Origin of the sequence: Streptomyces sp. NPDC053367, assembly GCF_044545925.1 — a bacterium.
Classification (GTDB): domain Bacteria; phylum Actinomycetota; class Actinomycetes; order Streptomycetales; family Streptomycetaceae; genus Streptomyces.
The window spans coordinates 234576-256477 of sequence record NZ_JBITYN010000013.1 but is presented as its reverse complement, the minus strand read 5'-3'; the positions used below and the strand labels follow the sequence as shown (position 1 = coordinate 256477).

19 protein-coding genes are annotated in these 21902 nt (G+C 73.3%); 12 read left to right on the top strand and 7 right to left on the bottom strand.

The annotated features are described in order from the left end of the window. Positions 1 to 468 precede the first annotated feature (468 nt). From ACIGXJ_RS32720 to ACIGXJ_RS32710, 3 genes are all read left to right on the top strand, one after another. Positions 469 to 606, top strand: coding sequence for a hypothetical protein (locus ACIGXJ_RS32720; protein WP_399653159.1), 138 nt, complete (start codon positions 469 to 471; stop codon positions 604 to 606). 15 nt (positions 607 to 621) lie between these two features. Then, a complete protein-coding gene (locus ACIGXJ_RS32715; RefSeq protein WP_399653157.1) occupies positions 622 to 1386 on the top strand; it encodes a DUF4239 domain-containing protein in 765 nt (254 codons plus the stop codon). 240 nt (positions 1387 to 1626) lie between these two features. Then, positions 1627 to 2157: a hypothetical protein gene (locus tag ACIGXJ_RS32710; protein ID WP_399653155.1), complete on the top strand. Its 531-nt coding sequence runs from the start codon at positions 1627 to 1629 to the stop codon at positions 2155 to 2157. A 121-nt stretch (positions 2158 to 2278) separates the two neighbouring features. Here ACIGXJ_RS32710 and ACIGXJ_RS32705 read toward each other — a convergent pair whose 3' ends face one another. Then, positions 2279 to 3010 (bottom strand): hypothetical protein, encoded by a 732-nt coding sequence (locus ACIGXJ_RS32705; protein WP_399653153.1) that lies wholly within the window; start codon positions 3008 to 3010, stop codon positions 2279 to 2281. 335 nt (positions 3011 to 3345) lie between these two features. Here ACIGXJ_RS32705 and ACIGXJ_RS32700 point away from each other — a divergent pair, with 335 nt between their 5' ends. After that, the gene (locus ACIGXJ_RS32700) at positions 3346 to 4023 is read left to right on the top strand and encodes a class F sortase (RefSeq protein WP_399653150.1); all 678 of its coding nucleotides are present in this window, start codon (positions 3346 to 3348) and stop codon (positions 4021 to 4023) included. 33 nt (positions 4024 to 4056) lie between these two features. Here the strand turns inward: ACIGXJ_RS32700 and ACIGXJ_RS32695 are convergent, their stop codons facing one another. Next, on the bottom strand, positions 4057 to 4890 hold the full coding sequence (locus tag ACIGXJ_RS32695) for a polysaccharide deacetylase family protein (RefSeq protein ID WP_399653147.1): 834 nt from the start codon (positions 4888 to 4890) through the stop codon (positions 4057 to 4059). A gap of 138 nt (positions 4891 to 5028) precedes the next feature. Between ACIGXJ_RS32695 and ACIGXJ_RS32690 the strand changes: the two genes are divergently transcribed. After that, the gene (locus ACIGXJ_RS32690; protein ID WP_399653144.1) at positions 5029 to 5484 is read left to right on the top strand and encodes a universal stress protein; all 456 of its coding nucleotides are present in this window, start codon (positions 5029 to 5031) and stop codon (positions 5482 to 5484) included. A gap of 32 nt (positions 5485 to 5516) precedes the next feature. Here the strand turns inward: ACIGXJ_RS32690 and ACIGXJ_RS32685 are convergent, their stop codons facing one another. Next, positions 5517 to 6671 carry a CapA family protein gene (locus ACIGXJ_RS32685; protein ID WP_399653142.1) on the bottom strand — a complete coding sequence of 385 codons (1155 nt, stop codon included), beginning with the start codon at positions 6669 to 6671 and terminating at the stop codon, positions 5517 to 5519. Positions 6672 to 6884: 213 nt separating this feature from the next. Here ACIGXJ_RS32685 and ACIGXJ_RS32680 point away from each other — a divergent pair, with 213 nt between their 5' ends. The 3 genes from ACIGXJ_RS32680 to ACIGXJ_RS32670 all read left to right on the top strand — a co-directional run bounded on the left by ACIGXJ_RS32680 (position 6885) and on the right by ACIGXJ_RS32670 (position 9048). After that, complete coding sequence (locus ACIGXJ_RS32680; RefSeq protein ID WP_399653139.1) at positions 6885 to 7445, top strand: sigma-70 family RNA polymerase sigma factor; 561 nt, start codon at positions 6885 to 6887, stop codon at positions 7443 to 7445. A 150-nt stretch (positions 7446 to 7595) separates the two neighbouring features. Further along, on the top strand, positions 7596 to 8102 hold the full coding sequence (locus ACIGXJ_RS32675; protein WP_399653136.1) for a hypothetical protein: 507 nt from the start codon (positions 7596 to 7598) through the stop codon (positions 8100 to 8102). A gap of 295 nt (positions 8103 to 8397) precedes the next feature. Then, positions 8398 to 9048 (top strand): zf-HC2 domain-containing protein, encoded by a 651-nt coding sequence (locus tag ACIGXJ_RS32670; RefSeq protein ID WP_399653133.1) that lies wholly within the window; start codon positions 8398 to 8400, stop codon positions 9046 to 9048. Positions 9049 to 9131: 83 nt separating this feature from the next. On the opposite strand, the gene ACIGXJ_RS32665 is transcribed toward ACIGXJ_RS32670, so the two are convergent. After that, a complete protein-coding gene (locus tag ACIGXJ_RS32665) occupies positions 9132 to 9686 on the bottom strand; it encodes an isochorismatase family protein (protein ID WP_399653129.1) in 555 nt (184 codons plus the stop codon). 178 nt (positions 9687 to 9864) lie between these two features. Between ACIGXJ_RS32665 and ACIGXJ_RS32660 the strand changes: the two genes are divergently transcribed. Further along, a complete protein-coding gene (locus ACIGXJ_RS32660; protein ID WP_399653126.1) occupies positions 9865 to 11046 on the top strand; it encodes a PP2C family protein-serine/threonine phosphatase in 1182 nt (393 codons plus the stop codon). 80 nt (positions 11047 to 11126) lie between these two features. Here the strand turns inward: ACIGXJ_RS32660 and ACIGXJ_RS32655 are convergent, their stop codons facing one another. Further along, a complete protein-coding gene (locus ACIGXJ_RS32655; RefSeq protein WP_399653123.1) occupies positions 11127 to 12548 on the bottom strand; it encodes a lipase maturation factor family protein in 1422 nt (473 codons plus the stop codon). A 127-nt stretch (positions 12549 to 12675) separates the two neighbouring features. Here ACIGXJ_RS32655 and ACIGXJ_RS32650 point away from each other — a divergent pair, with 127 nt between their 5' ends. The 3 genes from ACIGXJ_RS32650 to ACIGXJ_RS32640 all read left to right on the top strand — a co-directional run bounded on the left by ACIGXJ_RS32650 (position 12676) and on the right by ACIGXJ_RS32640 (position 16998). After that, positions 12676 to 13911: a DUF6777 domain-containing protein gene (locus tag ACIGXJ_RS32650; RefSeq protein WP_399653121.1), complete on the top strand. Its 1236-nt coding sequence runs from the start codon at positions 12676 to 12678 to the stop codon at positions 13909 to 13911. Between the two features lie 78 nt (positions 13912 to 13989). Continuing rightward, on the top strand, positions 13990 to 16074 hold the full coding sequence (locus ACIGXJ_RS32645) for a SpoIIE family protein phosphatase (protein WP_399653118.1): 2085 nt from the start codon (positions 13990 to 13992) through the stop codon (positions 16072 to 16074). A 60-nt stretch (positions 16075 to 16134) separates the two neighbouring features. Continuing rightward, entirely contained in the window at positions 16135 to 16998 is an 864-nt protein-coding gene (locus ACIGXJ_RS32640; protein WP_399653116.1) for an Fpg/Nei family DNA glycosylase, read from the top strand. A 592-nt stretch (positions 16999 to 17590) separates the two neighbouring features. Here the strand turns inward: ACIGXJ_RS32640 and ACIGXJ_RS32635 are convergent. Both ACIGXJ_RS32635 and ACIGXJ_RS32630 read right to left on the bottom strand, forming a co-directional pair. Beyond that, positions 17591 to 18577 (bottom strand): aldo/keto reductase, encoded by a 987-nt coding sequence (locus ACIGXJ_RS32635; protein WP_399653113.1) that lies wholly within the window; start codon positions 18575 to 18577, stop codon positions 17591 to 17593. Positions 18578 to 18784: 207 nt separating this feature from the next. Continuing rightward, positions 18785 to 21799 carry an alpha-mannosidase gene (locus ACIGXJ_RS32630; protein WP_399653111.1) on the bottom strand — a complete coding sequence of 1005 codons (3015 nt, stop codon included), beginning with the start codon at positions 21797 to 21799 and terminating at the stop codon, positions 18785 to 18787. Between the last annotated feature and the right edge of the window lie 103 nt (positions 21800 to 21902).

Here is a 21902-nt window from a genome sequence, read left to right as displayed (position 1 = left end):
GGCCCCGGCGGCACGGAGGCCGTCGCGGTCGCGGGCGGCGACGACGGCCCGCGGGCAGCCGCGGTCGTCGTCACCGGCAGCGGAGGTGTGCGGGCCGTCGCCGTCCTGGGCGGTGGCCCGGACCGGCCGGTCCCCCCACCGTGCCCGAAGCCGCCCCCGCCCCCTCCCTGCCCGAAGCCGCCCCCTCCTCCGCCGTGCCCCGAGCCGACACCCGCACCGACGCCGACTCCCACGCCTGCTCCGACACCGACGCCCACCCCCACACCCCCGGAGCCGACCCCGACCCCGACGCCCACCCCGCCCCCTCCGCCACCACCGCCGGCGCCCCGGCCGACTCCGCCTCCCGAGGCGCCCGCCCCACCGGCTCCGGCCCCGCCGCCGGCGCCGGCGCCCGCTCCGACGCCGACGCCGACACCGACGCCCGCCCCCACCCCGACCCCCAAGCCGACGCCGACGCCCCGTCCCTCGGTGAGCCCGGTGACGTATCCGCCGTACAAGGCCCCGCGGCAGCAGCGGGTCTCGCACGACGCGAACTCGCCGGTCACCTTCGTCCTGCTCATCACCGTTCCCGCGGTGATCGCCGTGGCCGCGCTGCGGGCGCGCTGATCCTGGAGGCCCCTGTTGCCGGAATGGCTTGTTCTCACCCTCGCGATGCTCGCCGCCTGCGCCGTGGTGGTCACCATCACGCTCCTCCGCCACCGCAGGGCGGACGAAGACGAGGACCCCAGCGAGACCCCGGACGTCATCGAGTACATGACGATGTGGATCGGCGTGGTGTACGCCATCGTCCTGGGCCTGGCCATCGCGGGTGTCTGGGAGGCCCGCAGCTCCGCGCAGGAGCAGGTGCGGGCCGAGGCGCAGGCGCTGCACGAGGTCTCCGAGCGGGTCCGGGTCTACCCGGCGGAGGTCCGGGACCGGATCCGGGACGACGTCAACACGTATGTCGGACATGTCGTGGGCGCCGAGTGGCAGCACATGGCCGACACCGGCGAGGTCACCGAGCGGGGCGACGAGCTCCTGGAGCGCATCCGGGCGGACGTGACCGACTACGAGCCGGCCGACGACTTCGAGGCTCAGGCCTACCAGCCGCTGGTGGACCAGGTGGCCGCGGCCGACCAGGCGCGCGCCGCCCGGGCCACCTCGACCGGCGCGACCATGCCGGGGGTGGTGTGGTTCGGACTGCTCGCGGGGGCCGTGATCACCATCGGCATGGTACTGGTGCTGCAAATCCGGCGGACTCCCCGTGAACTCGTCCTCGCGGGGCTGTTCTCCGCGCTCATCGCCTTCCTGCTGTTCCTCATCTGGGACTTCGACGCCCCGTACAGCCGGGGCATCACCGCGTCGGCGGAGCCGTTCCTGCACCTCTTCCCCGGCGTACAGGGCTGATCCTCCCGCCGTACAGGGCTGATCCCGCCGTACAGGGCTGACGGCCCTTCACACCGTCCGAGCCCGGGCGGGCGACCGCCACGCCGTCAGCGTCCCCCGGGCAGCCCACGCCCATGCCCCATTCGTACGACTGCGTTCGCGCACCTGTGCGCATCTTCCTAGCGTTTCGGTCATCGAGGTGCATTTCTGGCGCAAGCGGAAAAGATCCGCAGCTGCTCCTCGGAGACCGGAGGATTCACCATGCGCGCGATACGCGTCGCTTCGGCCGCACTGCTGTGCGTCACCGCCCTGGGCTGTTCCGCGCCCGCCGTCGCCAAGGGGGACGAGAACATCACGCCGGTCGGCTTCAGCGTCCTGCCCTCGACCATCACCGCGGGCGGCCGGATCACCCTGCTCGTGGACCGCGACAGGGGCGGCTGCAAGGGCACCGTCACGGTGTCGTCGGGCATCTTCGAGACCGTCTCCATCCACGCGGGCCGCTCCTCGGCCTCGACGACGGTCGACTGGGAAGCCAGGGCCGGCGCGATGTACCGGGTCACGTTCACCTGCGACGGGGTGAGCGGCTCCACGGACCTCGCCATCGCCGGCGGCCGGCCGGTCGGCCCCACACCGATGCCGTTGACTCCCCCGCGGGGTGTGCACGCCGGTGAGGGCGGCAGCCTGGCCGGGTTCGATCTGAAGGAGATCGGCCTGGGTGCCGCCCTCATCGCGGGCTCGGTCGGAGCGGCGTACCACTTCTCGCGCCGCCGCACGGGCGAGGACGGCGCCTGATCCCTCCGGACTCACGGCCCGCACGGACTTCGCCCCCGGATCCCAGGGTCCGGGGGGCGTAGTCCGTCTCCGTCACGTGCGAGTCGGACGAAGGGGCGCGCGAACGGCGGCGCGGCCGGCGTCAGGCGCGCTTCTCGGCGCGGCGGCGCATCCAGAAGACACCGCCGCCGATCGCGGCCGCCGCCACCAGTCCGCCGCCGATGGCCATGTCGGTCGGGGTGGCGCCGCTGGAGCTGCTGCCGCCGAGACCGCCGCGGACACCGCCGATGACGGTGAAGGCGTTGTCGCGGGTGAGCGGCTGACGTCCGGTGCAGTGGACCGTGATGCTGTACGAGCCGGGGGCGGCGTTGTTGTTGACGGTCGCGGTGCCCCTGGCCGTCTGGTTGGCTCCGTTGATGGGTTCGAGGCGGGTCGCCGGGAAGGCGCTCGACGTCGCCGTGCCGCCCCGGGGGCAGCCGTCGACGGTGATCGTCATCTGTCCGCCGCGCGCGATGACACTGGGCAGGGCCACGATGTTGCTGACGATGTTGCCGAAGCCGTCACCGCCGCTGGGGCCGCCGGGGTTGCCGAAGCCGTTGCCGCCTCCGTTGTTGCCGTTACCGCCACCGTTGTTGTTGCCGTTACCGCCACCGTTGTTGTTGCCGTTACCGCCACCGTGGTTGTTGCCGTTACCGCCACCGTTGTTGTTGCCGTTACCGCCACCGCCGAAGTTGCCGTTGCCACCGCCGACGTCGGCGTTGCCACCGCTGGGGTTGCCGGGGTTGCCGAAACCGTCCGCGACGGCCGCCGGGGCGGCGAGCCCGAGTGCGGCGACCGCGACGGCCGAGACCGCCAGGGCACGAGAGTTGCGCATGTGATCCTCCGCGGAAGGCGCCCCGGGGCCCGTCCCCGGTCGATCGGCGAGAGAACGCCTCCCACGAAAGACCCTCAGATGCCGTGCGCGAGCCCGCATTTCGGGAATGGTCCGTACCGGTGAGGCGACACGCCGAAGGAAAACCACACAATCGGATATTGCCGCAGGTCACGGACCGTCAGAAAATTCCTGGTCCGCGCTACTCGGATGGCGCACCGGCCGCTCTGCCGCATAACCCGTTCGTCGCTGCCCCGTCGCCGGTTTCGCCCGCGGCATCTAGCGTTCTCGTATGCGCGAAATGACGTGGCGACGGCCGCGTCGAGAGGGGATGGCGAATGTCTGCGTCCGAGCTGGCGGCCGAGCTGGCCGAAGAGGAGGAGCGGCGGAAGAAGCGCGCCCCCTGGGGCGTGATAGCGCTTGTTCTGCTGACCGGTCTCGCGCTCATTCGCAATGGGTCCGGGGAATTCGACGTGGGTCCGCCGCAGCCGGCGTCCGCGGCGGCGGCCGACAGCCGCACCGCGCCGGGCGGCACCTTCGGCCAGGCCCCGGACCCGCTGCCGTACGCCGTGCCGGACCGGGTGCGGATCCCGGCGATCCAGGTCGACGCGCCGATCATGCCCGTCGGCCTGGACGCGGACGGCTGGGTGGGCGCACCGCCGCCGGAGGACCCGAATCTGGCGGGCTGGTTCACGGGTGCCGTCACCCCCGGCGAGAAGGGCACCGCGGTGGTCGTCGGGCATGTCGACAACAAGCAGGGCCCGGCGGTGTTCTACGGCCTCGGGGCGCTGAAGAAGGGAAATCGCGTCGAGGTCGCCCGGCAGGACGGGAAGACGGCCGTGTTCGAGATCTACGGCATCGAGGTGTTCGAGAAGAACAACTTCCCCGGCGACCGCGTGTACGCCTCCAAGGGTGCCGCGGAATTGCGGGTCATCACCTGCGGCGGCGGTTTCTCCAAGCAGAACGGCTACGACGGGAACGTGGTGGCCTTCGCCCGCCTGGTCGAGGTGCGCTGAGCGGCTCCCCGGCCGGGCGGGCTGGCGCCGTCCTCAGGCGTAGTGCCGGCGCGGCACGGTGATGTGGTACCCGGAGTCCAGCAGCTGGGGCAGATAGTCGCGCAGGGCCCGGACGCTCTGGGAGCGGTCGCCCCCGGCGTCGTGCGAGAGCACCACGACGCCGGGGGCGGCGCCGTCCTCGACCCGGCGCGTGATGGTGCGGGCGCCGGGGGTGGTCCAGTCGAGGGTGTCGACGGTCCAGGCGAGCGGCTCCATGCCGAGCTCGGCGCCGAGCTGGAAGGCGGCCCGGTTCCAGGCCCCGTAGGGGGCGCGGAACCACTCGGGGCGGTCGCCGTAGGCCTCCTCGATGACGTCGCAGGTACGTTCCATCTCGTCCCGGATCCGGGAGCGGCTGAGGCGGGTGAGCAGGGGGTGGGACCAGGTGTGGTTGCCCACCACGTGCCCCTCGTCGGCCATCCGCGTCAGCAGGTCCCGGTTGTCCGCGGCCATCTCCCCGCAGACGAAGAACATCGCGCGTACGTCGTAGGCGCGCAGGGTGTCGAGGATGTCGGGCGTGTAGCGGGGGTCGGGGCCGTCGTCGAAGGTCAGCACCATGGTCCGGCCACGTCCGGAGACCCGCAGCAGCGGCTCGTGGCGTACCAGGGTCCTGCCGGGCGCCGTGCGGGGCGGGCCGTAGCCGGTGAGCGGCTGGAGGCGGTAGGCGGACGGCTTCATCGGGATCCGGCGGACCGGGGCGCCGGACGCGGGGACCACGGGCGCCGTGGGCTCGCCGCCCAGCGTGAGCAGTCCCGCCGCACCGGCCGCGCCGGCGGCGGCCGCGCCTGCGATCAACACCCGGCGCCTGCTGAACAACTGATCCTTCTTCATGACTCATCAGTCGCCCCGCGGAAGGGTGCCGCACCACCATGCCACCGGTGCGGCGGCGCGATTGCACCCGCTTGGCCCAGCCGTCGGGCCGCCTTCCCCCGCCGCTGCCGGAGGCGGGGGTTCCGATAGCCTCTCGCTGTGACAGAACAGCACCGGTTCGAGCGGGGCACCGACGGCCCCAAGGTCATCCTGGTCGGCGTGGACGGCTCGGACTCCTCGCTGCGGGCAGCGGCCTACGCCGGCGGTCTGGCGCGGCGGCAGCGCGCGCTGCTGGCGGTCGTGTACGTGCAGCCGGTGATGGCGGCCGGGGCCGCGCTGGGCGTGCCGGTGGCGGACACCACCGGGGACATCGCCGAGGAGCTCGTGGCGCAGATCCGTGCGGCGGCCGAGCGGGTCAAGGGGATATTCGAGGTGCGCTGGGAGTTCCACACCTTCCGCGGCGACCCCTACAACGGCCTGGTACAGGCGGCCGACGAGCTCAAGGCGGACGCCGTGGTCGTCGGCGCCTCGGAGCAGGCCGGCCACCGCATCGTCGGGTCGGTGGCGATCCGGCTGGTGAAGGCCGGGCGGTGGCCGGTGACGGTCGTGCCCTAGGGTCGTGCCCTGGGGGAGACCGGCGGGTGCCGCTACTCGCCCATCACCAGGCCGTCCTCCGCCGCGCCCCGGCTGAGGACCACGTCCCTGATCCGGTCGCGTACGGCGGTGAGGTCGGCGCCCTGCTCCAGCGCGGCGTTGAGGTTGACCACCCGTCCCGCGTCGATGTCGAACAGCTGCGGCACGAACTCGGCCTTGGTCACCTCCCAGCGGCCGCCGGGCCGGGCGGGCGGGGCGAAGGTGAACCGGCCGAGCGTGGACTGGTTGCCGCGCGGGTCGGGAACGCCCTGGTAGTTGTACATCTCGCCGGCGATCTGGTCGCCCATGCCGTAGATCACCCAGGTGCCGTTGACCTTCTCGTACGCCTGCGGGACATGGGCGTGGGTGCCGAGGACGAGGTCGATGTCGGGGCGGCCGCCGGTGCGGGCGGCGGTGAGGGTGCGGGCGAGGGCGAGCTGGCGGTCGTCGGGGGCGTCCTGCCATTCGGTGCCCCAGTGCACGGAGACCACCACCACGTCGGCGCCCGCCTTCCGGGCCGCCCGGGCGTCGGCGATCATCTTCCGTTCGTCGATCAGGTTGACGGCCCAGGGCTGGCCGGCGGGCAGCGGGTAGCCGTTGGTGTCGTAGGTGTAGGCGAGGTGGGCGACCTTCGCGTCGCCGGCCCGCAGGACGGTGACCGTGGCGGCCTCGCCCTCGGTGCGGGCGGTGCCCGCGTGGCGTACGCCCTCCCGGTCGAGGGTGTCCAGGGTGCGCCGGATGCCGTCGGCGCCGTCGTCGAGGCTGTGGTTGGAGGCGGTGGAGCAGCCGTCGTAGCCGGTGGCGGCGAGGCCCCGGGCGACCTCGGGCGGGGACTTGAAGGCCGGGTAGCCGGTGTAGTCGCCGTTCGCGCCGTAGACGGTCTCCATGTGACACAGCGCCAGGTCGGCGCGGGAGACCACGGGTTCGATCCCGGCGAGCATGGGCCGGAAGTCGTAGCCCGTGCCGCCGGCGTCGTAGCGCGCGCGGTCGATGATCGAGCTGTGCGGGAGGACGTCCCCGGAGGCGACGAGCGTGAAGCCGCGCGGTTCGGTGCCGGGCGCCGGGCGTCCGGGATGCGCGGAGGGTTCCTGGCGGTGGGCCTGGCAGGCGGCGCCCGCGGCGAGGAGCGCCGTCAGGGCGAGGGCGACCTGTCGTCTGCGTGCGATCATCCGTTCACCTCTGTTTGATCATATTTACCCACCAATAGGTACGAAGGTGAGATTCTCCGCAAACGGCTCGCCCGGCCCCTTTAACCCGTCCGGTCCGCGTGGACGGGGCTGTCCGGACCGTTCGTCGTACCGTTCGTCGACGCGTTCGACCGTCCGCCGCACATCCGTGCGCGCTCCCTGTCCCGGCACGCGGCCCTGCGATTGCCTTCGGCCATGACGGCCGCGACCACTCTCACCACCGGGACGACGACCGCCGAGCACGAGCTCGCCGCACTGCAGCGGGAGCACGGCCGGCCCCTCTTCGCGCTGCTCCTGCGGCTCTGCGACGGCGACCGGCAACGCGCCGAGGACCTCGTGCAGGAGACGCTGGTGAGGGCCTGGCAGCATCCCGAGGCGCTACGGGCCGACGCCTTCGAGTCCGTACGGCCGTGGCTGCTGACCGTGGCCCGGCGGCTCGCCATCGACGCGCGGCGGGCCCGGCAGGCCCGTCCGGCGGAGGTCGGGGACGCGGTCCTGGAGAGCGCGGGGGTCTACGCCGGAGTGTGCGCCGACCACGCGGAGCGGTCGGCCGCGACGGTCGATGTGCGCGAGGCTGTGAAGACACTCACTCCCGAGCACCGTGAAGTCCTGGTGCTGGTGTATTTCCAAGGGGCGAGTGTGGCGGAAGCGGCGAAAACGCTGGGGATCCCGCCCGGTACCGTGAAGTCCCGCGCGTACTACGCGCTGCGCGCCCTGCGCCGGGTGCTTCCGGGATACGCGGCCGACCTGCGGTGAAACCATCCGTCTGGTCAAGCCTCCGTAAAGCGCCTTGCCCAGGACCCCGGTTGAGTAATCGGCTGTCCTCATCCGTGTTCCGGATGGGCCCCTCATCCGACGGGACCCGGGGTCGGGCGACGCGCACGCACCGGAGGAAGGCAGGAAGGGATGCTCCACAGAGGTCAGAGCACGGACGGGCAGGACGGCGGCGAACTCACCGTCCCCATGGCCTGGTTGTACGCCGAGTACATCGCCGACGAGCTGCTGCGGTCCGGCGACCTCATGCCGCCGACGTCCTTCGAGTTCCGCGCCGGACGTGACGCGCTGGCACTCACCGTCTTCCTCTCCGACACCGAGGGCGAGCTGTCCGGCATCCGGGTGGTCACCCAGCTCGAGACCTGGCTGTCCCTGACGGCGTACGACCAGCCGTGGCAGGACTGGGTGCGTGACCGGATGGCCGAACTCACCGAGGAGGCGGCCAGCGCCGGCGCCCCCAGCCCCGATCTCGACCTCGCCACCGCGGCCTGGCGCTGGCTGGAGGACACGGAACTCCTCGCCCCCGACCTCAACGCGGTACCGGGCGGCGCCGTCGGCGAGGAGGAGGGCCCCAAGGTCTGGACGCCCGCCTGGCAGCTGGGCCTGCCCCTGGGGCACCTGGCCATCAGCCTCTTCTAGGGCCGGGCTTGCAGGGCCCGGCTGCCGGGGCCCAGCTTCCGGGGCCGGTAAGGGCTCGGCATCCAGGCCCGGTTTCCAGGGCCCGGCCAGCGAGGCGGTCCGGCTGAGCCGGCCCCGTCCGGCCCCGTTCCGACGGAATCCCGACTTTTTCCGGGACGCGGCCAATCCGCGCCGCCGACCGCTCCGAATCCTCCGGGCCACGATTCGCGCGCGGCTTGAGTGATTCGGCGGTGCGGTGCGTACGGGTGGGAGCAAGGAGTAACCCCACCCGCACTCAACGGCACGAGGATTCGGCATGAGGTCCCTGGAGAGGCATCGCGACGTCGCCGCGTACGCGCTCGGCGTGCTGGACGAGGCGGAGGCCTTCCGCTTCGAGGACCACCTCATGGAGTGCCCCGGCTGCACCGCGCAGGTCACCGAGTTCGGGCCCGTCACCCGGCAGTTGATGCTGTTCCGCCGGGCCACCCCCAGGTCGGTGCACCCGATGGCGGGCGCCGGTCCGCGGCTGCTCGACCGGCTGCTCGCCGACGTGGCCGCACGGCACCGGGCGCGGCGCCGCAGGACGCTGTACGCGGTGGCCGCGGCGGTGGTGCTGGCCGTGGCCGGCCCGGTGATCGCGAGCGCGGCCGGGGGCGGCGGCGGTGCGGTGCGGGTCTCGGCCACCGACGAGCGGTCGGGGGTGTGGGCCCAGGTCACCTCCGAGGACGAGCCCTGGGGCAGCCAGGTGGCGCTGGAGGTGAAGGACGCGGCCGGTCCGCGCGACTGCCGCCTGGTGGCCGTGGGCCGGGACGGCTCCGAGGAGACCGTCACCAGCTGGACCGTGTCCCCGCGCGACGCCCGGCCCAGCAAGGTGCAGGGCGGCGCGGCCCTGCACCCCGACGAGATCGCCCGCTACGAGGTGCGGACCGCGGAAGGGGAGAGACTGGTGGCGATCCCCCTCCCATGAGCCCCCCAAGTCCCCGTGAGCCCCCGCGCACGCCGTAGGTTCCTCGAGTCCCCGTAAGTCCGGGGAGCCCCCCATGAGTCGGCTCAGCCCTTGAAGTCGACCTCCGCCGTCGCCACCGTCCCCGTCGCGCGGCCCGGCGCGCGCTGTCCTTCCCAGTAGAGGTTGGTGTGCGCGATGACCCCCGCCGGGGCCGGGGCGCCGTACTCGGTCAGGTCCTCGGTGGTGTGGGCGTCGCCGACGAGGAAGACGTCGTAGCCACGGGTGAGGGCGCCGTGGGCGGTCGAGCGTATGCAGAAGTCGGTCTGCGCGCCCGTGACGAACAGCCGCCCGACGCCCCGCTCCGCGAGTACCGCCTCCAGGTCGGTGTCCTCGAAGGAGTCCCGGTAGCTCTTGTGCACCAGAGGCTCGGAGTCCCGGCGGACCAGCTCCGCCACGAACTCCCAGCCCTCGCTGTCGCGGGGCAGCCCCTCGTCGGAGTGCTGCACCCAGACCACGTCGACGTCCTCGGCCCGGGCCCGGTCGATCAGGGTGGCGATGTTGGCGGTGACGCCCTCCCGGTCGTGGACCGCGGCCACGACGTCCTTCTGGAAGTCGATGACGAGCAGGGCGCTGTTCGGGCGGTCGGGCAAGGTGGTCACGGTGCCTCCCGGTTCGGATCCCTCACCTGTGGATCATGTGCCGCCAGCGTAGGACACCCCACTGACAGTCCCTCCGTACGCGCGGGCCCGTCCCCGGTACGGCTCCCGCCGCCGGGCAGCCGCGGCGGCTCGGTGTGAGACTGCTCGACGACGCACCCGACCGACGAGGGGAGCCGTGGTGGTGACGGCGGACAGCGGTGACGGGCTCCTGGAGGAGTTCCTCGCCGACCCGGACAACGCGCGGCTGGACCTGTCCACCTTGGTGGCCCGCTGCGCCAAGGCGCTGGGGCTCCAGCAGTGCGTGGTGTACCTGGCCGATCTCCAGCAGCACGAGCTGGTGCCGCTGACCGACGTCGTCCCGGCCGTGTCCGTCGACGGCTCGGAGGCCGGGTGGGCCTACCGGACCCAGTCGCTGCGGGTGACGGAGTCGGAAGCCGGGGGCCTGACGGCCTGGCTGCCGCTGCTCGACGGTGCCGAGCGGCTGGGCGTACTCGCCGTCCACTGCCCCGAGCTGACCCCCGCCGCACTGCGGCGCGGCAGGGCGCTCTCGACCCTGCTGGGCATGCTGGTGACGTCCCGGCGGGCCTACAAGGACTCCTTCGTCCGGCTCACGCGCACCGAACCGATGCAGCTGCCCGCGGAGATGCTGCGCGCCTTCCTGCCGCCCCGCACGATCGGCACCGCGCAGGCCGTGTCGACGGCCGTGCTGGAACCCGCCTACGAGCTGGGCGGGGACGCCTTCGACCACGCGCTCACCCAGACGACGCTGCACGCCACGGTCCTGGACGCCATGGGCCACGACCTCCCCGCGGGGCTGACCAGCGCGGTGGCGCTGGCCGCGTGCCGCAGCGGCCGCCGCACCGGCGCGGATCTGCCGGAGCTGGTGAAGAACGTCGACACCGCGCTGTCGACGTGGCTTCCGGACCAGTTCTGCACCGGCATCCTCGCCCAGCTGGACCTGCAGAGCGGCGTGCTGCGCTGGTGCAACTGCGGGCATCCCCCGCCCCTGCTCATCCGTGACCAGCGGCTCCTCGTCGACGCCCTGGCGCGGGAGGCGGATCCGCCGATGGGGCTGCCGTCCCTGCTCGCCGACCGGGCGCGGCAGTGCCACGAGATCGCGCTGGAGCCGGGCGACCGGGTGCTGATGTACACCGACGGGGTCACCGAGTCCCGTACGCCCGACGGCGAGGAGCTGGGCCTGAACCGGTTCGCGGACTTCGTCATCCGGGCCACGGCCGCGGGCGAGCTCGCCCCGGAGATCCTGCGCCGGCTCATCCACTCGCTGCTGGGCTCCCAGCCCGGCCGGCTGCGGGACGACGCCACGATCCTGCTCATGGAGTGGTGGCCGCCGACCCGCTGAGCCGCCCCGGACCCGCCGGGCCGCCCCCCGACCGCCGGAGCCACGCCTCCCGGGCCCTCCCCCGGCTGAGCCCGCCCGCGTCACGTCCGGCGCGTGGAGCTGTCCAGCCGTGTCGGCGGCAGGTACTCGCGCACGTACGTCCGCTCCCAGCAGGCGCCCGTCTCGCGCAGCTCGCGCCATGTCGTGTAGCGGTAGCGGAACAGCCGGGCCCGGACGAAGCGGGGCGGGGTGTCCGGCGGGAACGGCGAGCGGCGCAGCAGCTTCAGGGTGTCGCGGTCGTTCTCCAGCAGCCGTTCCACCAGCGCCCCGAACCAGGCCCCGGCGTAGGCCGGGGACAGCGCGGCGAACCACATCAGCCAGTCGAGGCGCAGATGGTAGGGGGCGAACTGGCGCGGCCAGCGCCGGGGATCACCGGGCTTGCCCTTGAACTCGTACTCGCGCCAGTCCGATCCGGCGCGCGGGGTGTCCTCCAGCGTGCCCTCGACGACCACCTCGTAGCGGACCCGGCTGACGCTGCCGAACGCGCCGTAGGTGTTGACCAGGTGCAGCGGATCGAAGGAGCGGTTCATGACCTGCCGCCGGGAGATCATGTTGACCACCGGGTGATAACTGAGGAACACGATCAGCGCGGCCACCGCCAGTACCACCACCTCGTACCAGAGCGGGGCGTCCGGCACGGACGGCGGGTCGGCGGGGAACTCGATCGCCGACAGGGCGAGCACGATGGTGATCCAGTTCAGCCAGGAGAAGTTGCCGGACAGCACCAGCCACAGCTGGGTGACGGCCATCAGCGCGGCCGCTGCGGAGGCGACCGGCTGGGGCGTGAACAGCAGGACCGGCACGCCGAGTTGCGTGACGTGGTTGGCGGCGACCTCGACCCGGTGCAGCGGCCGGGGCAGATGGTGGAAGAACCAGCTCAGCGGACCCGGCATCGGCTGGGTCTCGTGGTGGTGGTCGAGGCAGGTGAGCTTGCGCCAGCACTCGTCGCCGCGCATCTTGATCAGCCCCGCGCCGAACTCCACCCGGAACAGGATCCAGCGCAGCAGGAACAGCACCACGACCGGTGGCGCGACCTCGTCGTTGCCGAGGAACACCGCGAGGAACCCGACCTCCAGGAGCAGGGACTCCCAGCCGAACGAGTACCAGGTCTGGCCGACGTTGACGATCGACAGGTACAGCGCCCACGGCACCAGCCACAGCAGCATCGCGCCCCACAGCGGCAGCGATGCGTCGACCCCCGCGGCCAGCCCCGCGGACACCGCGCAGCCCGTCCAGGCGCAGGCCGCGAAGAAGCGGTCGGAGTAGTGGAGTTGAAAGAGGCTGGGCGCCTGCCGGAACGGCACCCGGGCGACGAAGCGCGGCACCGGCAGCATGCCGCGCTCGCCCAGCAGCGCGCGGAACTGCAGGGCCGCCGTCAGGAACGCCACGAGGTACACGGCGGCCAGGGCCCGCTGGAAGACCAGCCGGCTCAGCCAGTAGTCGGGTGCGGTGAACCAGTCCACGGCCGACGCTCCTCCTCACTCGATTCTGCGCCCGTCACCGGGAGTGAAGCACGCTCCCGTTTGCGTAACCCGTGCGAGTGAAGCAGACAATGAGCAGGTATTGCCCGAAACCAGGCGGGAGAACGCGGTGCGGTCACCCATCCGAACCCTCGTCGCCGCAGGCGCCCTCACGACGGCACTGCTCGCCTCGGCCTGTGTCGCCGAGCAGGCCCGGCCGTCGGGCGAGGAGGTCCTCCCGCAGCCGGTCGCGGCCCAGGGCCCCGACCCCTTCACCGGGTCGACGGACACCTCCGGCGCACCGCCGCGGGAGCGAGCCTCACAGCCGGCCGAGCCGGCCTCCGAGCCGCGTACCGTCTCCGGCGCCACCCCGGGCCTGTACGGCGGCACGGAGAAGGCCGGCAGCTGCGACGTGCCCCGGCAGATCGCGTACCTCACCGCCGACCCGGCAAGGGCCCGCGCCTTCGCCGGCGTCCAGGGCATCGCCCCACAGGCCGTGCCGGACTACCTGCGCGGTCTGACGCCGGTCGTGCTGCGCGCCGACACCCGGGTCACCAACCACGGCTACCGCGACGGACGCGCCGCCGGCTTCCAGTCCGTCCTGCAGTCCGGCACCGCCGTCCTCGTCGACACCCGGGGCGTGCCGCGGGTGCGCTGCGCCTGCGGCAACCCGCTGCTGCCGCCCACCTCGGCGGAGCCCGCCCAGGTGACCGAGGGCGGCGTCTGGTCCGGTTACCGGCCCTCCCAGGTGGTCGTGGTGACCCCGGCGCCCGAGGCGATCGACCACATCACGGTCATCGACGTCGTCCACGACACCTGGATCGAGCGCCGCTGCGGCCACGACACCCGTCACGACCGCCCGGTGCGCCCGCCCGCCTGGGCGACGACCCGGCCCCCCACACCGAGCGAGCTGGAGAGCGCGAGCAGCAGCCCGGACTCCGGCACCCCCGCGCCGAGCAGCCTCGCCCCGAGCGGTGCCTCCCCGAGCGCGTCCAGCCCCGACGCCTCCGAGCCCGGCCGGCCGCCGTCCGGCTGCGCGCCCCCCACGGTCACCGTCGCCCCCGGCGGCACCGGCCGCGCGACCGTGCCGCCCCGGCCCGCGGACTGCCCGACGGCCACGGTCACCGCCACGCCGCCGACCCCGCCCCGCACACAGCCGGCGCCCCGCAGCCCCTCCGCCGGCACCGGCCCCGGAACCGTACCGGCCTCCCCCGACGTGCCCGACCGCGGCGGCCTGATCCCGTACGGCACCCCGGACGACACCGCGGAAGACAACCCGGACGCCGTCCCCGACGACACGGCCGGCACCCGCGTCGGCACCGCCGAGAGCGTCTTCGGCAGCCCCACCGACGTCTTCGACGGGTGAGCCGTACGCCCGCGACCGGGGCCGCCCGGCCGGGCGGCCCCGGTCGAAGAATCGGACGAACACTGGCAAGGTGGGCGCATGGCTGACCGGGTAGCGAGCGCGCTGTCACTCCCGGACGACTGGCCCGCCCACGCGGACTCGGTGCTCGCGCTCAACCGCATGGGCGCCTTCGACTGGGACCTGGACACCGGGCTGATGACGATGGACGCCCAGGCCCACGAGGTGTTCGACGTGCTGCCCGAGGAGTACGACGGCCACCCCGAGACCCTCGGCGCGCGCGTGCCGCCCGGCGAGGCGCGCCGGCTGGACGCGATGGTCTCGCAGGCCCTGAAGGACGGCAGCGAGAACTACGGCGCCTACTTCCGCGTCCGCTGCCACGACGGCACCCTGCGCTGGACCCACACCCAGGGCTACATCCGCCGCGACGAGACCGGCCGGCCGCGCCGCATCATCGGCATCGTCCGGGACGCCACGCCCGAGCTGGCCGAGAGCGAGGCGCACAGCCGCCGTCTGATGGGCGACGACGTCCGGCTCGACCAGTCCAGCGTCATCCAGCTGGCCACGGCCGCCCTGGCCCACGCCCGCACCGTCCAGGACGTCATCGACGTCATCAAGGACACCCACGGGCTGACCCATCTCGGCGCCACCAGCCTGGTGCTGGGCCTGGTGGAGGCGGGCCGCATCCGGCTGATCGCCGAGGGGCCGACCGGCAGCTTCGTGCCCGGCACCGACGTCACAGGCATCGACGAGCCGTACCCGATGAGCGAGGTCGTCCGCACGCTCATCCCGCGCTTCATCGAGTCGCCTGAGGAGTTCGCGGCCGGCTACCCCATCCTGTGGCCGCACATCACCGATCTGAGGATCACCGCGGCCGCGTATCTGCCGCTGATCGTCCAGGCCCGCCCGATCGGCGCGATGGGCCTGCTCTACAGCGACCGGCACGGCTTCAGCCCCGAGGAGCGCAACATCCTCGTCGCGCTCGGCAGCAGCATCGCGCAGAGCCTGCAGCGGGCCATGTTCTACGAGCAGGAGAAGGACATCGCCCAGGGCCTGCAGGAGGCCATGCTGCCGCGCACGATCCCCAGCGTGCGCGGGGCCGACGTCGCCGTCCGCTACCGCGCGGCGACCATCGGCGGCTCCCAGGGCCGTGACATCGGCGGCGACTGGTACGACCTGATCCCGCTGCCCGGCGGCCGGGTCGGCGCGGTCATCGGTGACGTCCAGGGCCATGACACGCACGCCGCCGCCGTGATGGGCCAGCTGCGGATCGTGCTGCGCGCCTACGCCGCCGAGGGCCACACCCCGGCGGCCGTGATGGCCCGCGCCTCGGTCTTCCTGCACGAACTGGACACCGACCGCTTCGCGACCTGTCTGTACGCCGAGGCGGACCTGGCCACCGGGGTGGTCCAGGTGGTCCGTGCGGGGCACATCGACCCTCTCGTACGGCAGGCCGACGGCACCTGCCGCCGGGTCGCCGTCGCGGGCGGGCTGCCGCTCGGGCTGTCCGCGGAGTTCGGCAGCCTGGAGTACCCGGTGTCCACCGTCGAGCTCGACCCCGGGCACACCCTGCTGCTGTGCACCGACGGCCTGGTCGAGCAGCCCGGCGCCGACCTCGACGACGGCATGCGCACCCTCACCTCGCTCATCGCCTCCGGACCCGAGGACGTACGCCGGCTCGCCGACATGCTCATCGACCTCGCCGAGGAACGCGGCGGCGACGACGACGTGGCCCTGCTCCTGCTGCACCGCCGCGGCGTGGACAGCCCCCAGGCGGGCGGCCGGCTCCAGCAGCACGTGGCGTCCGGCGATCCGGAGGCCCTGCGCGAGGCCCGCCGGATGATCCGCACCGCCGTCCGCACCTGGGGCGCCGGCGACCGCGCGGACGAGGTCGAGCTCGTCGCCGACGAACTGATCACCAACGCCCTGATGCACACCGAAGGCGCCGCGATCGTCACCCTGCGGTCTCTGGCCGGCGGCCGCCGGCTGCGCGTGGAGGTCGAGGACTCCTCCAGCGCGCTGCCCCGCCGCCGCGAGGCCGGCGACGCCGGCGTGTCGGGCCGCGGCCTGCTGCTGGTGGACCTGCTCACCGACGACTGGGGCGTGGAGGCCCGCGGCGGCGGCAAGTGCGTGTGGTGCGAGTTCGAGGTCGCGCAGCCGGCCTGAGGCCCCCGGCCGCCCCGCGGGCGACATGAGCGCCCGCCTCCCCGGTGGCACCCTGGACCTATGCCGGAACTCCCCGAGGTCGAAGCGCTGAAGGACTTCCTGACCGAGAACCTGGTCGGCCACGAGATCGTCCGTGTGATGCCGGTCGCCATCAGCGTCCTGAAGACGTACACCCCACCCGTGGGCGCCCTGGAGGGCCACGAGGTCGCCGCCGTGCACCGCTACGGCAAGTTCCTCGACCTCGCCACGGACGGCGGACCCCACCTGGTCACCCATCTGGCGCGCGCGGGCTGGCTGCACTGGCGGGACCGCCTGCCCGACGGCCCGCCCCGCCCCGGCAAGGGCCCGCTCGCCCTGCGGGTCGCCCTGGAGACGGGCGCGGGCTTCGACCTCACCGAGGCCGGGACGCAGAAGCGGCTCGCGGTGTACGTCGTCGAGGACCCGCGGCAGGTGGAAGGGGTCGCCCGGCTCGGCCCCGACCCGCTCGCCGACGACTTCGACGAGGCCCGCTTGGCCACGCTGCTCGCCGGGGAACGGCGGCGGCTCAAGGGCGCCCTGCGGGACCAGGGCCTGATCGCGGGCGTCGGCAACGCCTACAGCGACGAGATCCTGCACGCCGCGAAGATGTCCCCGTTCAAGCTGGCCGGGGCCCTCACCGCCGAGGAGACCAGCCGCCTCTACGACGCCCTGCGCACCACCCTCACCGAGGCGGTCGAGCGCTCCAGGGGCCTGGCCGCGGGCCGGCTGAAGGCCGAGAAGAAGAGCGGCCTGCGGGTCCACGGCCGCACCGGCGAGCCGTGTCCGGTCTGCGGCGACACCATCCGCGAGGTGTCGTTCAGCGACTCCTCGCTCCAGTACTGCCCCACCTGCCAGACGGGCGGCAAGCCGCTGGCCGACCGCAGGCTGTCGCGGCTGCTCAAGTAGCGGTTGCTGTACGTGTTCCGCCAGCCGGTCCAGGGCGCGGCCCAGTTCACGGCGGGTGCCGAACGGGACGATCGCCGCCCGGCCGGGTACGCGCACGCCGCCGGTCAGGGCGACCAGGGTGCCGCCGCCGGGTGCGGGGGCGGTGGCCATGCCGATGATCAGGAAGCGGCTCTGCAGCCTGCACCAGCCGGGCCGCACCACGCCGTGCAGCCGGGCGCGCAGGCCGTAGCGGCTGCGGGCGAGGGCCTCGACGCGCTCGCCCTCGCGGAGTACGACGGTGAGGTGCCGCATGTCCGGCTGGAACCGCCCGAACGCGCCCTCCAGGTCTCCCGTCACGGCCCAGACCACGTCCGGCGCGGCGGGCAGGTGCCCGTCGGCGACCTGGGCGGATGTCGGCGCCGAGCTTCGGGGCGCCGCGGGCGGGCAGCTCGGTGGGTTCGGCGGGCCGGTCCCGGGCGTCGCGCCGCGCGATCCGCACGGCCTCGCGTACCGCGATGGCCCGCACCGAGCCATGCAGGTGTTCCTCCTCGGATGCGGACGAGCCGACAGTCCGAGGAGGGGACGGGTCGCCGGAAGGTTCCTGTGAAGGGCGTCACATGGGCGTCTCCCCGGGCACGGGGGCCTCGGCCGGCAGCAGGCCGGTCTCCCGCAGCTCCTGCCACAGCCCGGCGGGCACGGGCGCCGCGAACTGGTGGGCGCAGTCGACGACTTCATGGGCGGTGCGGGCGCCGACGAGCACCGCCGCGACCGCCGGGTGGGCGGTGCAGAAGGCCAGCGCGGCGGCGCGCAGCGTGGTGCCGTGGCGGGCGGTGACGGCCTTCAGCCGCAGGGCGCGGTGCAGCAACTCGGGCAGTGCGGTGGCGTAGTTGTACGTCGCTCCCGGCCTGGGGTCGGCCAGCAGACCGGAGTTGAACGCGCCGCCGATGACGACGGAGGTGCCGCGCTCCAGCGCGGCGGGCAGCAGTTCGGTGAGTGCCTGCTGGTCGAGCAGGGTGTAGCGCCCCGCGCACAGCACCACGTCGACGTCCGTGTCACGGACGAACCGGGTGAGCATCTCGGCCTGGTTCATGCCTGCCCCGATCGCGCCGACCACGCCCTCCGCGCGGAGTTTCTCCAGCGCCGGATAGCCCTCGCGGAAGGCCTCCTCGGCATGGTCGTCGGGGTCGTGCAGATAGACGATGTCGACGTGGTCGAGGCCGAGCCGCTCCAGGCTGCCCTCCAGGGTGCGGCGCACGCCGTCCTCGCTGAAGTCCCAGACGCGGCGGTGCGTGGCCGGGACGGCGTAGCCGTGGGCGAGGTCGTCGCCGCCCCGGTCGGAGGGCTCCAGGCGGCGGCCGACCTTGGTGGAGATCGCGTACTGCGCGCGGGGGCGTTCGCGCAGGGCCGCGCCCAGGCGGCGCTCGGACAGGCCGAGGCCGTAGTGCGGGGCGGTGTCGAAGTAGCGGATGCCGCGCTGCCAGGCGGCGGCCACGGCCTCGTGCGCCTGTGTCTCGGTGACCTCGCCGAAGAGGTTGCCGATGGCGCTGCCGCCGAAGGCCAGCCGGCTGACCCGGACGGCGCTGCGGCCGAGCCGGTTCACGGGGCCACCGGCCGGGCGGCGGGTCGGTGCGGATGGTCGGGGTACCTGGTCACGGAGCACCTTTCGGTCCGGGGCATCGGCGACCGCATGCCTATCAGGCCGATCAGGTCCGGCAACAGGTCAGGTAACGCCAATTCACCTTCTACTAGGCCGAGTTGCGGTCCTTGCCCTCGTGAGGGCCCCTCGGCGGGCAAGGACCGCACCCGGTCAGCTCCGGCGCAGCCGCAGGGTGACCAGCTCGAACGGCCGCAGCCGTACGGCGATCCGCCCGTCCCCGATTCCGGGCGCGGGCACCCCGGCCAACGGGCGCTCCAGCAGGTCGGTGACCTGGACCTCCGTGACGTCGAAGCCCGGCGTCAGGGTGGCGCGGCAGCGGCCGCCGTGGGCCTCGTGGAAGCGGACGACCACGTCGCCGCCGCCGTCGTCGGCGAGCTTCACCGCGGTGACGACGACCGCGTCCTGGTCGACCGTGACCAGCGGGGCCACCTCCCGCGCACCGGTCAGCCGCCGCTCGGGCAGGTTCACCCGCCAGCCCTCGCGCACCGCGTCGGCGATGTCCGCGCCCGGGATCAGGGCGTGCCGGAAGCGGTGCACGCCCTGGTCGGTCTCCGGGTCCGGGAAGCGCGGGGCGCGCAGCAGGGACACCCGGACCGTGGTCGTCGTACCCAGGTCGCCGTCGTCGCGGACCGCGCGGGTCACGTCGTGGCCGTACGTCGAGTCGTTGACGATCGCCACGCCCCAGCCCGGCTCGGCCACATGCACGAATCGGTGGTTGCATGCCTCGAACTTGGCCTCCTCCCAGGAGGTGTTGGTGTGGGTGGGCCGGTGGAAGTGCCCGAACTGGGTCTCGGACGCGTACCGTTCGGCGTGCACGTCGAGCGGGAACGCCAGCTTGAGGAACTTCTCCGTCTCGTGCCAGTCGACCTCCGTGTCCAGCACCAGCCGCCGCTCGTCCGGCGCCAGCGTCAGCACCTGGGTGACACGGGAGGACCCGAAGGACCGGACGACCCGGACGCCTTCCTCGTCCGCCGTGACCTCGTCGGCGCCGGTGAGGTCGGTGACCGTGTTGCGGTAGAACCGGTCCACGTCCCAGACGTCCCACATGTTGGGGAAGTCGGGGTGCAGCTGGAGCAGGTTGGCGGCTGCGCCCGGGGCGATCGTCTCGCGGTCCGCGGCGATGTCGTACGCCGAGACGACGAGCCCCTGCCGGTCGATCTCGACCCGCAGCAGACCGTTGTCCAGGACGAAGCCGCCGTCCGCGCGCGGGCTCGGCGCGACCGGCCGGTGCGTGGCCCGGGCCTCGGCCGCGCCGGCCGGGACACCGTTCCTGCTGTGCGGTGCGGAGTTGAAGACCAGGTCGCGTGTGCCCTCGCCCGCCAGGGCCCGCTGGGCGGTGTCGATGATGCCGTTCAGTTCCTCGGCCACCCGGGCGTAGGTCCGGCGGGCCTCGCGGTGCACCCAGGCGATGGAGGAGCCGGGCAGGATGTCGTGGAACTGGTGCAGCAGCACCGTCTTCCAGATCCGGTCCAACTCCTCGTACGGGTAGGGCAAGCCGGCCCGTACCGCCGCCGTGGCCGCCCACAGTTCGGCCTCCCGCAGCAGGTGTTCGCTGCGCCGGTTGCCCTGCTTGGTCCGGGCCTGGCTGGTGAGGGTGGCGCGGTGCAGTTCGAGGTAGAGCTCGCCGACCCAGACGGGCGGCTCGGGGTACTCGGCCTCGGCCTTGGCGAAGAAGTCCCGCGGGGTCTCCCAGACGACGGTCGCCGAGCCTTCCAGGTCGCGCAGCCGGGCCGCCTTGGCGACCATCTCGCGGGTGGTGCCGCCGCCTCCGTCGCCCCAGCCGGTGGGGGCGAGGGAGTGGCGGGCGACGCCCTTGTCCTTGAAGTTGCGGGCCGCGTGGGCGATCTCGGCGCCCCGCATCGAGCAGTTGTAGGTGTCGACGGGCGGGAAGTGCGTGAAGATCCGGGTGCCGTCGATGCCCTCCCAGCTGAAGGTGTGGTGGGGGAACTTGTTCGTCTGCGACCAGGAGATCTTCTGCGTCAGCAGCCGTTTGGAACCGGCGGCCTTGATGATCTGGGGCAGCCCGGCGGCGAAGCCGAAGGTGTCCGGCAGCCACGCCTCGTCGTTCTCGATGCCGAACTCGTCGAGGAAGAACCGCTTGCCGTGCACGAACTGCCGGGCCATCGCCTCCGAGCCCGGCATGTTGGTGTCCGACTCCACCCACATGCCCCCGGCCGGCACGAACCGCCCGTCGGCCACCGCCTTCCTCACCCGGGCCCACACCTCGGGCCGGTGCTCCTTCACCCACGCCCACTGCTGGGCCTGCGACATGGCGAAGACGAAGTCGGGCTCGTCCTCCAGCAGGGCCGTCATGCTGGCCGTGGTGCGGGCCACCTTGCGGACGGTCTCGCGCAGTGGCCACAGCCATGCCGAGTCGATGTGCGCGTGTCCGACGGCGCTGATGCGGTGCGCGGAGGGCACGGCGGGGGCGGACAGGGCCGGCTGCAGGAGTGCACGCGCGCGTGCCGCCGTGCCGCCCACGTCCTGGAGGTCGATCGCGTCCAAGGCCCTCTCCACCGCCCGCAGGATCTCGTGGCGGCGCGGGGAGTCCTCCGGCAGCTCGGCCATCAGCTCGCCGAGCACCTCCAGGTCGATCACCAGCTGCCACACGTTCTCGTCGAGGACGGCGAGGTCCATGCGGGTGAGGGTGTACTGCGGTTCGCTGCCGGCGGTCTCCTTGTCGCCGAGCCGGGTGGGCCGGAAGGGGTGGTAGTCGAGGATGACGGGGTTGGAGGCGGCCTCGATGTGCAGGCGCACCTCCTCTCCGCCCTCGACGGGGGCGCCGATCCGCACCCACTGGTTGCGCGGGTTGAGGCCCTTCACCGGGGTGCCGTCGGGGCGGTACACCAGGCCCTCGCACTGGAAGCCGGGCATGTTCTCGTCGAAGCCGAGGTCCAGGACCGCCTCGACCGTGCGCCCGGCCCAGGCCTCGGGCACGGTGCCCGTCACCCGGAACCAGCTGGTCCCCCAGGGAGCACCCCACCGGGCGCCCACCTCGACCGGTGCGGGCTCGGCCGCGAGTCCCTCGGCGACCGGGACCGGCTCGTCGGGGGCGTGCCAGACGGCGACGTCCAGCGGCACGGACTCGGGGTACACGGCGGGACGGATGCGTTCGTCGAGGACACGCCTCAGCCGGGCCTCGACGAGGGTGCGGTCGTCATGCATGTGGAGTGCTCCGTGGGTCGTCCGGTGGGGCTGCTGCCGTCGGAGGTGGTCCTGCTACCAGGGGTGGGTGACGGCCGCGGGGGCCGACGAGGTGTACAGCTCC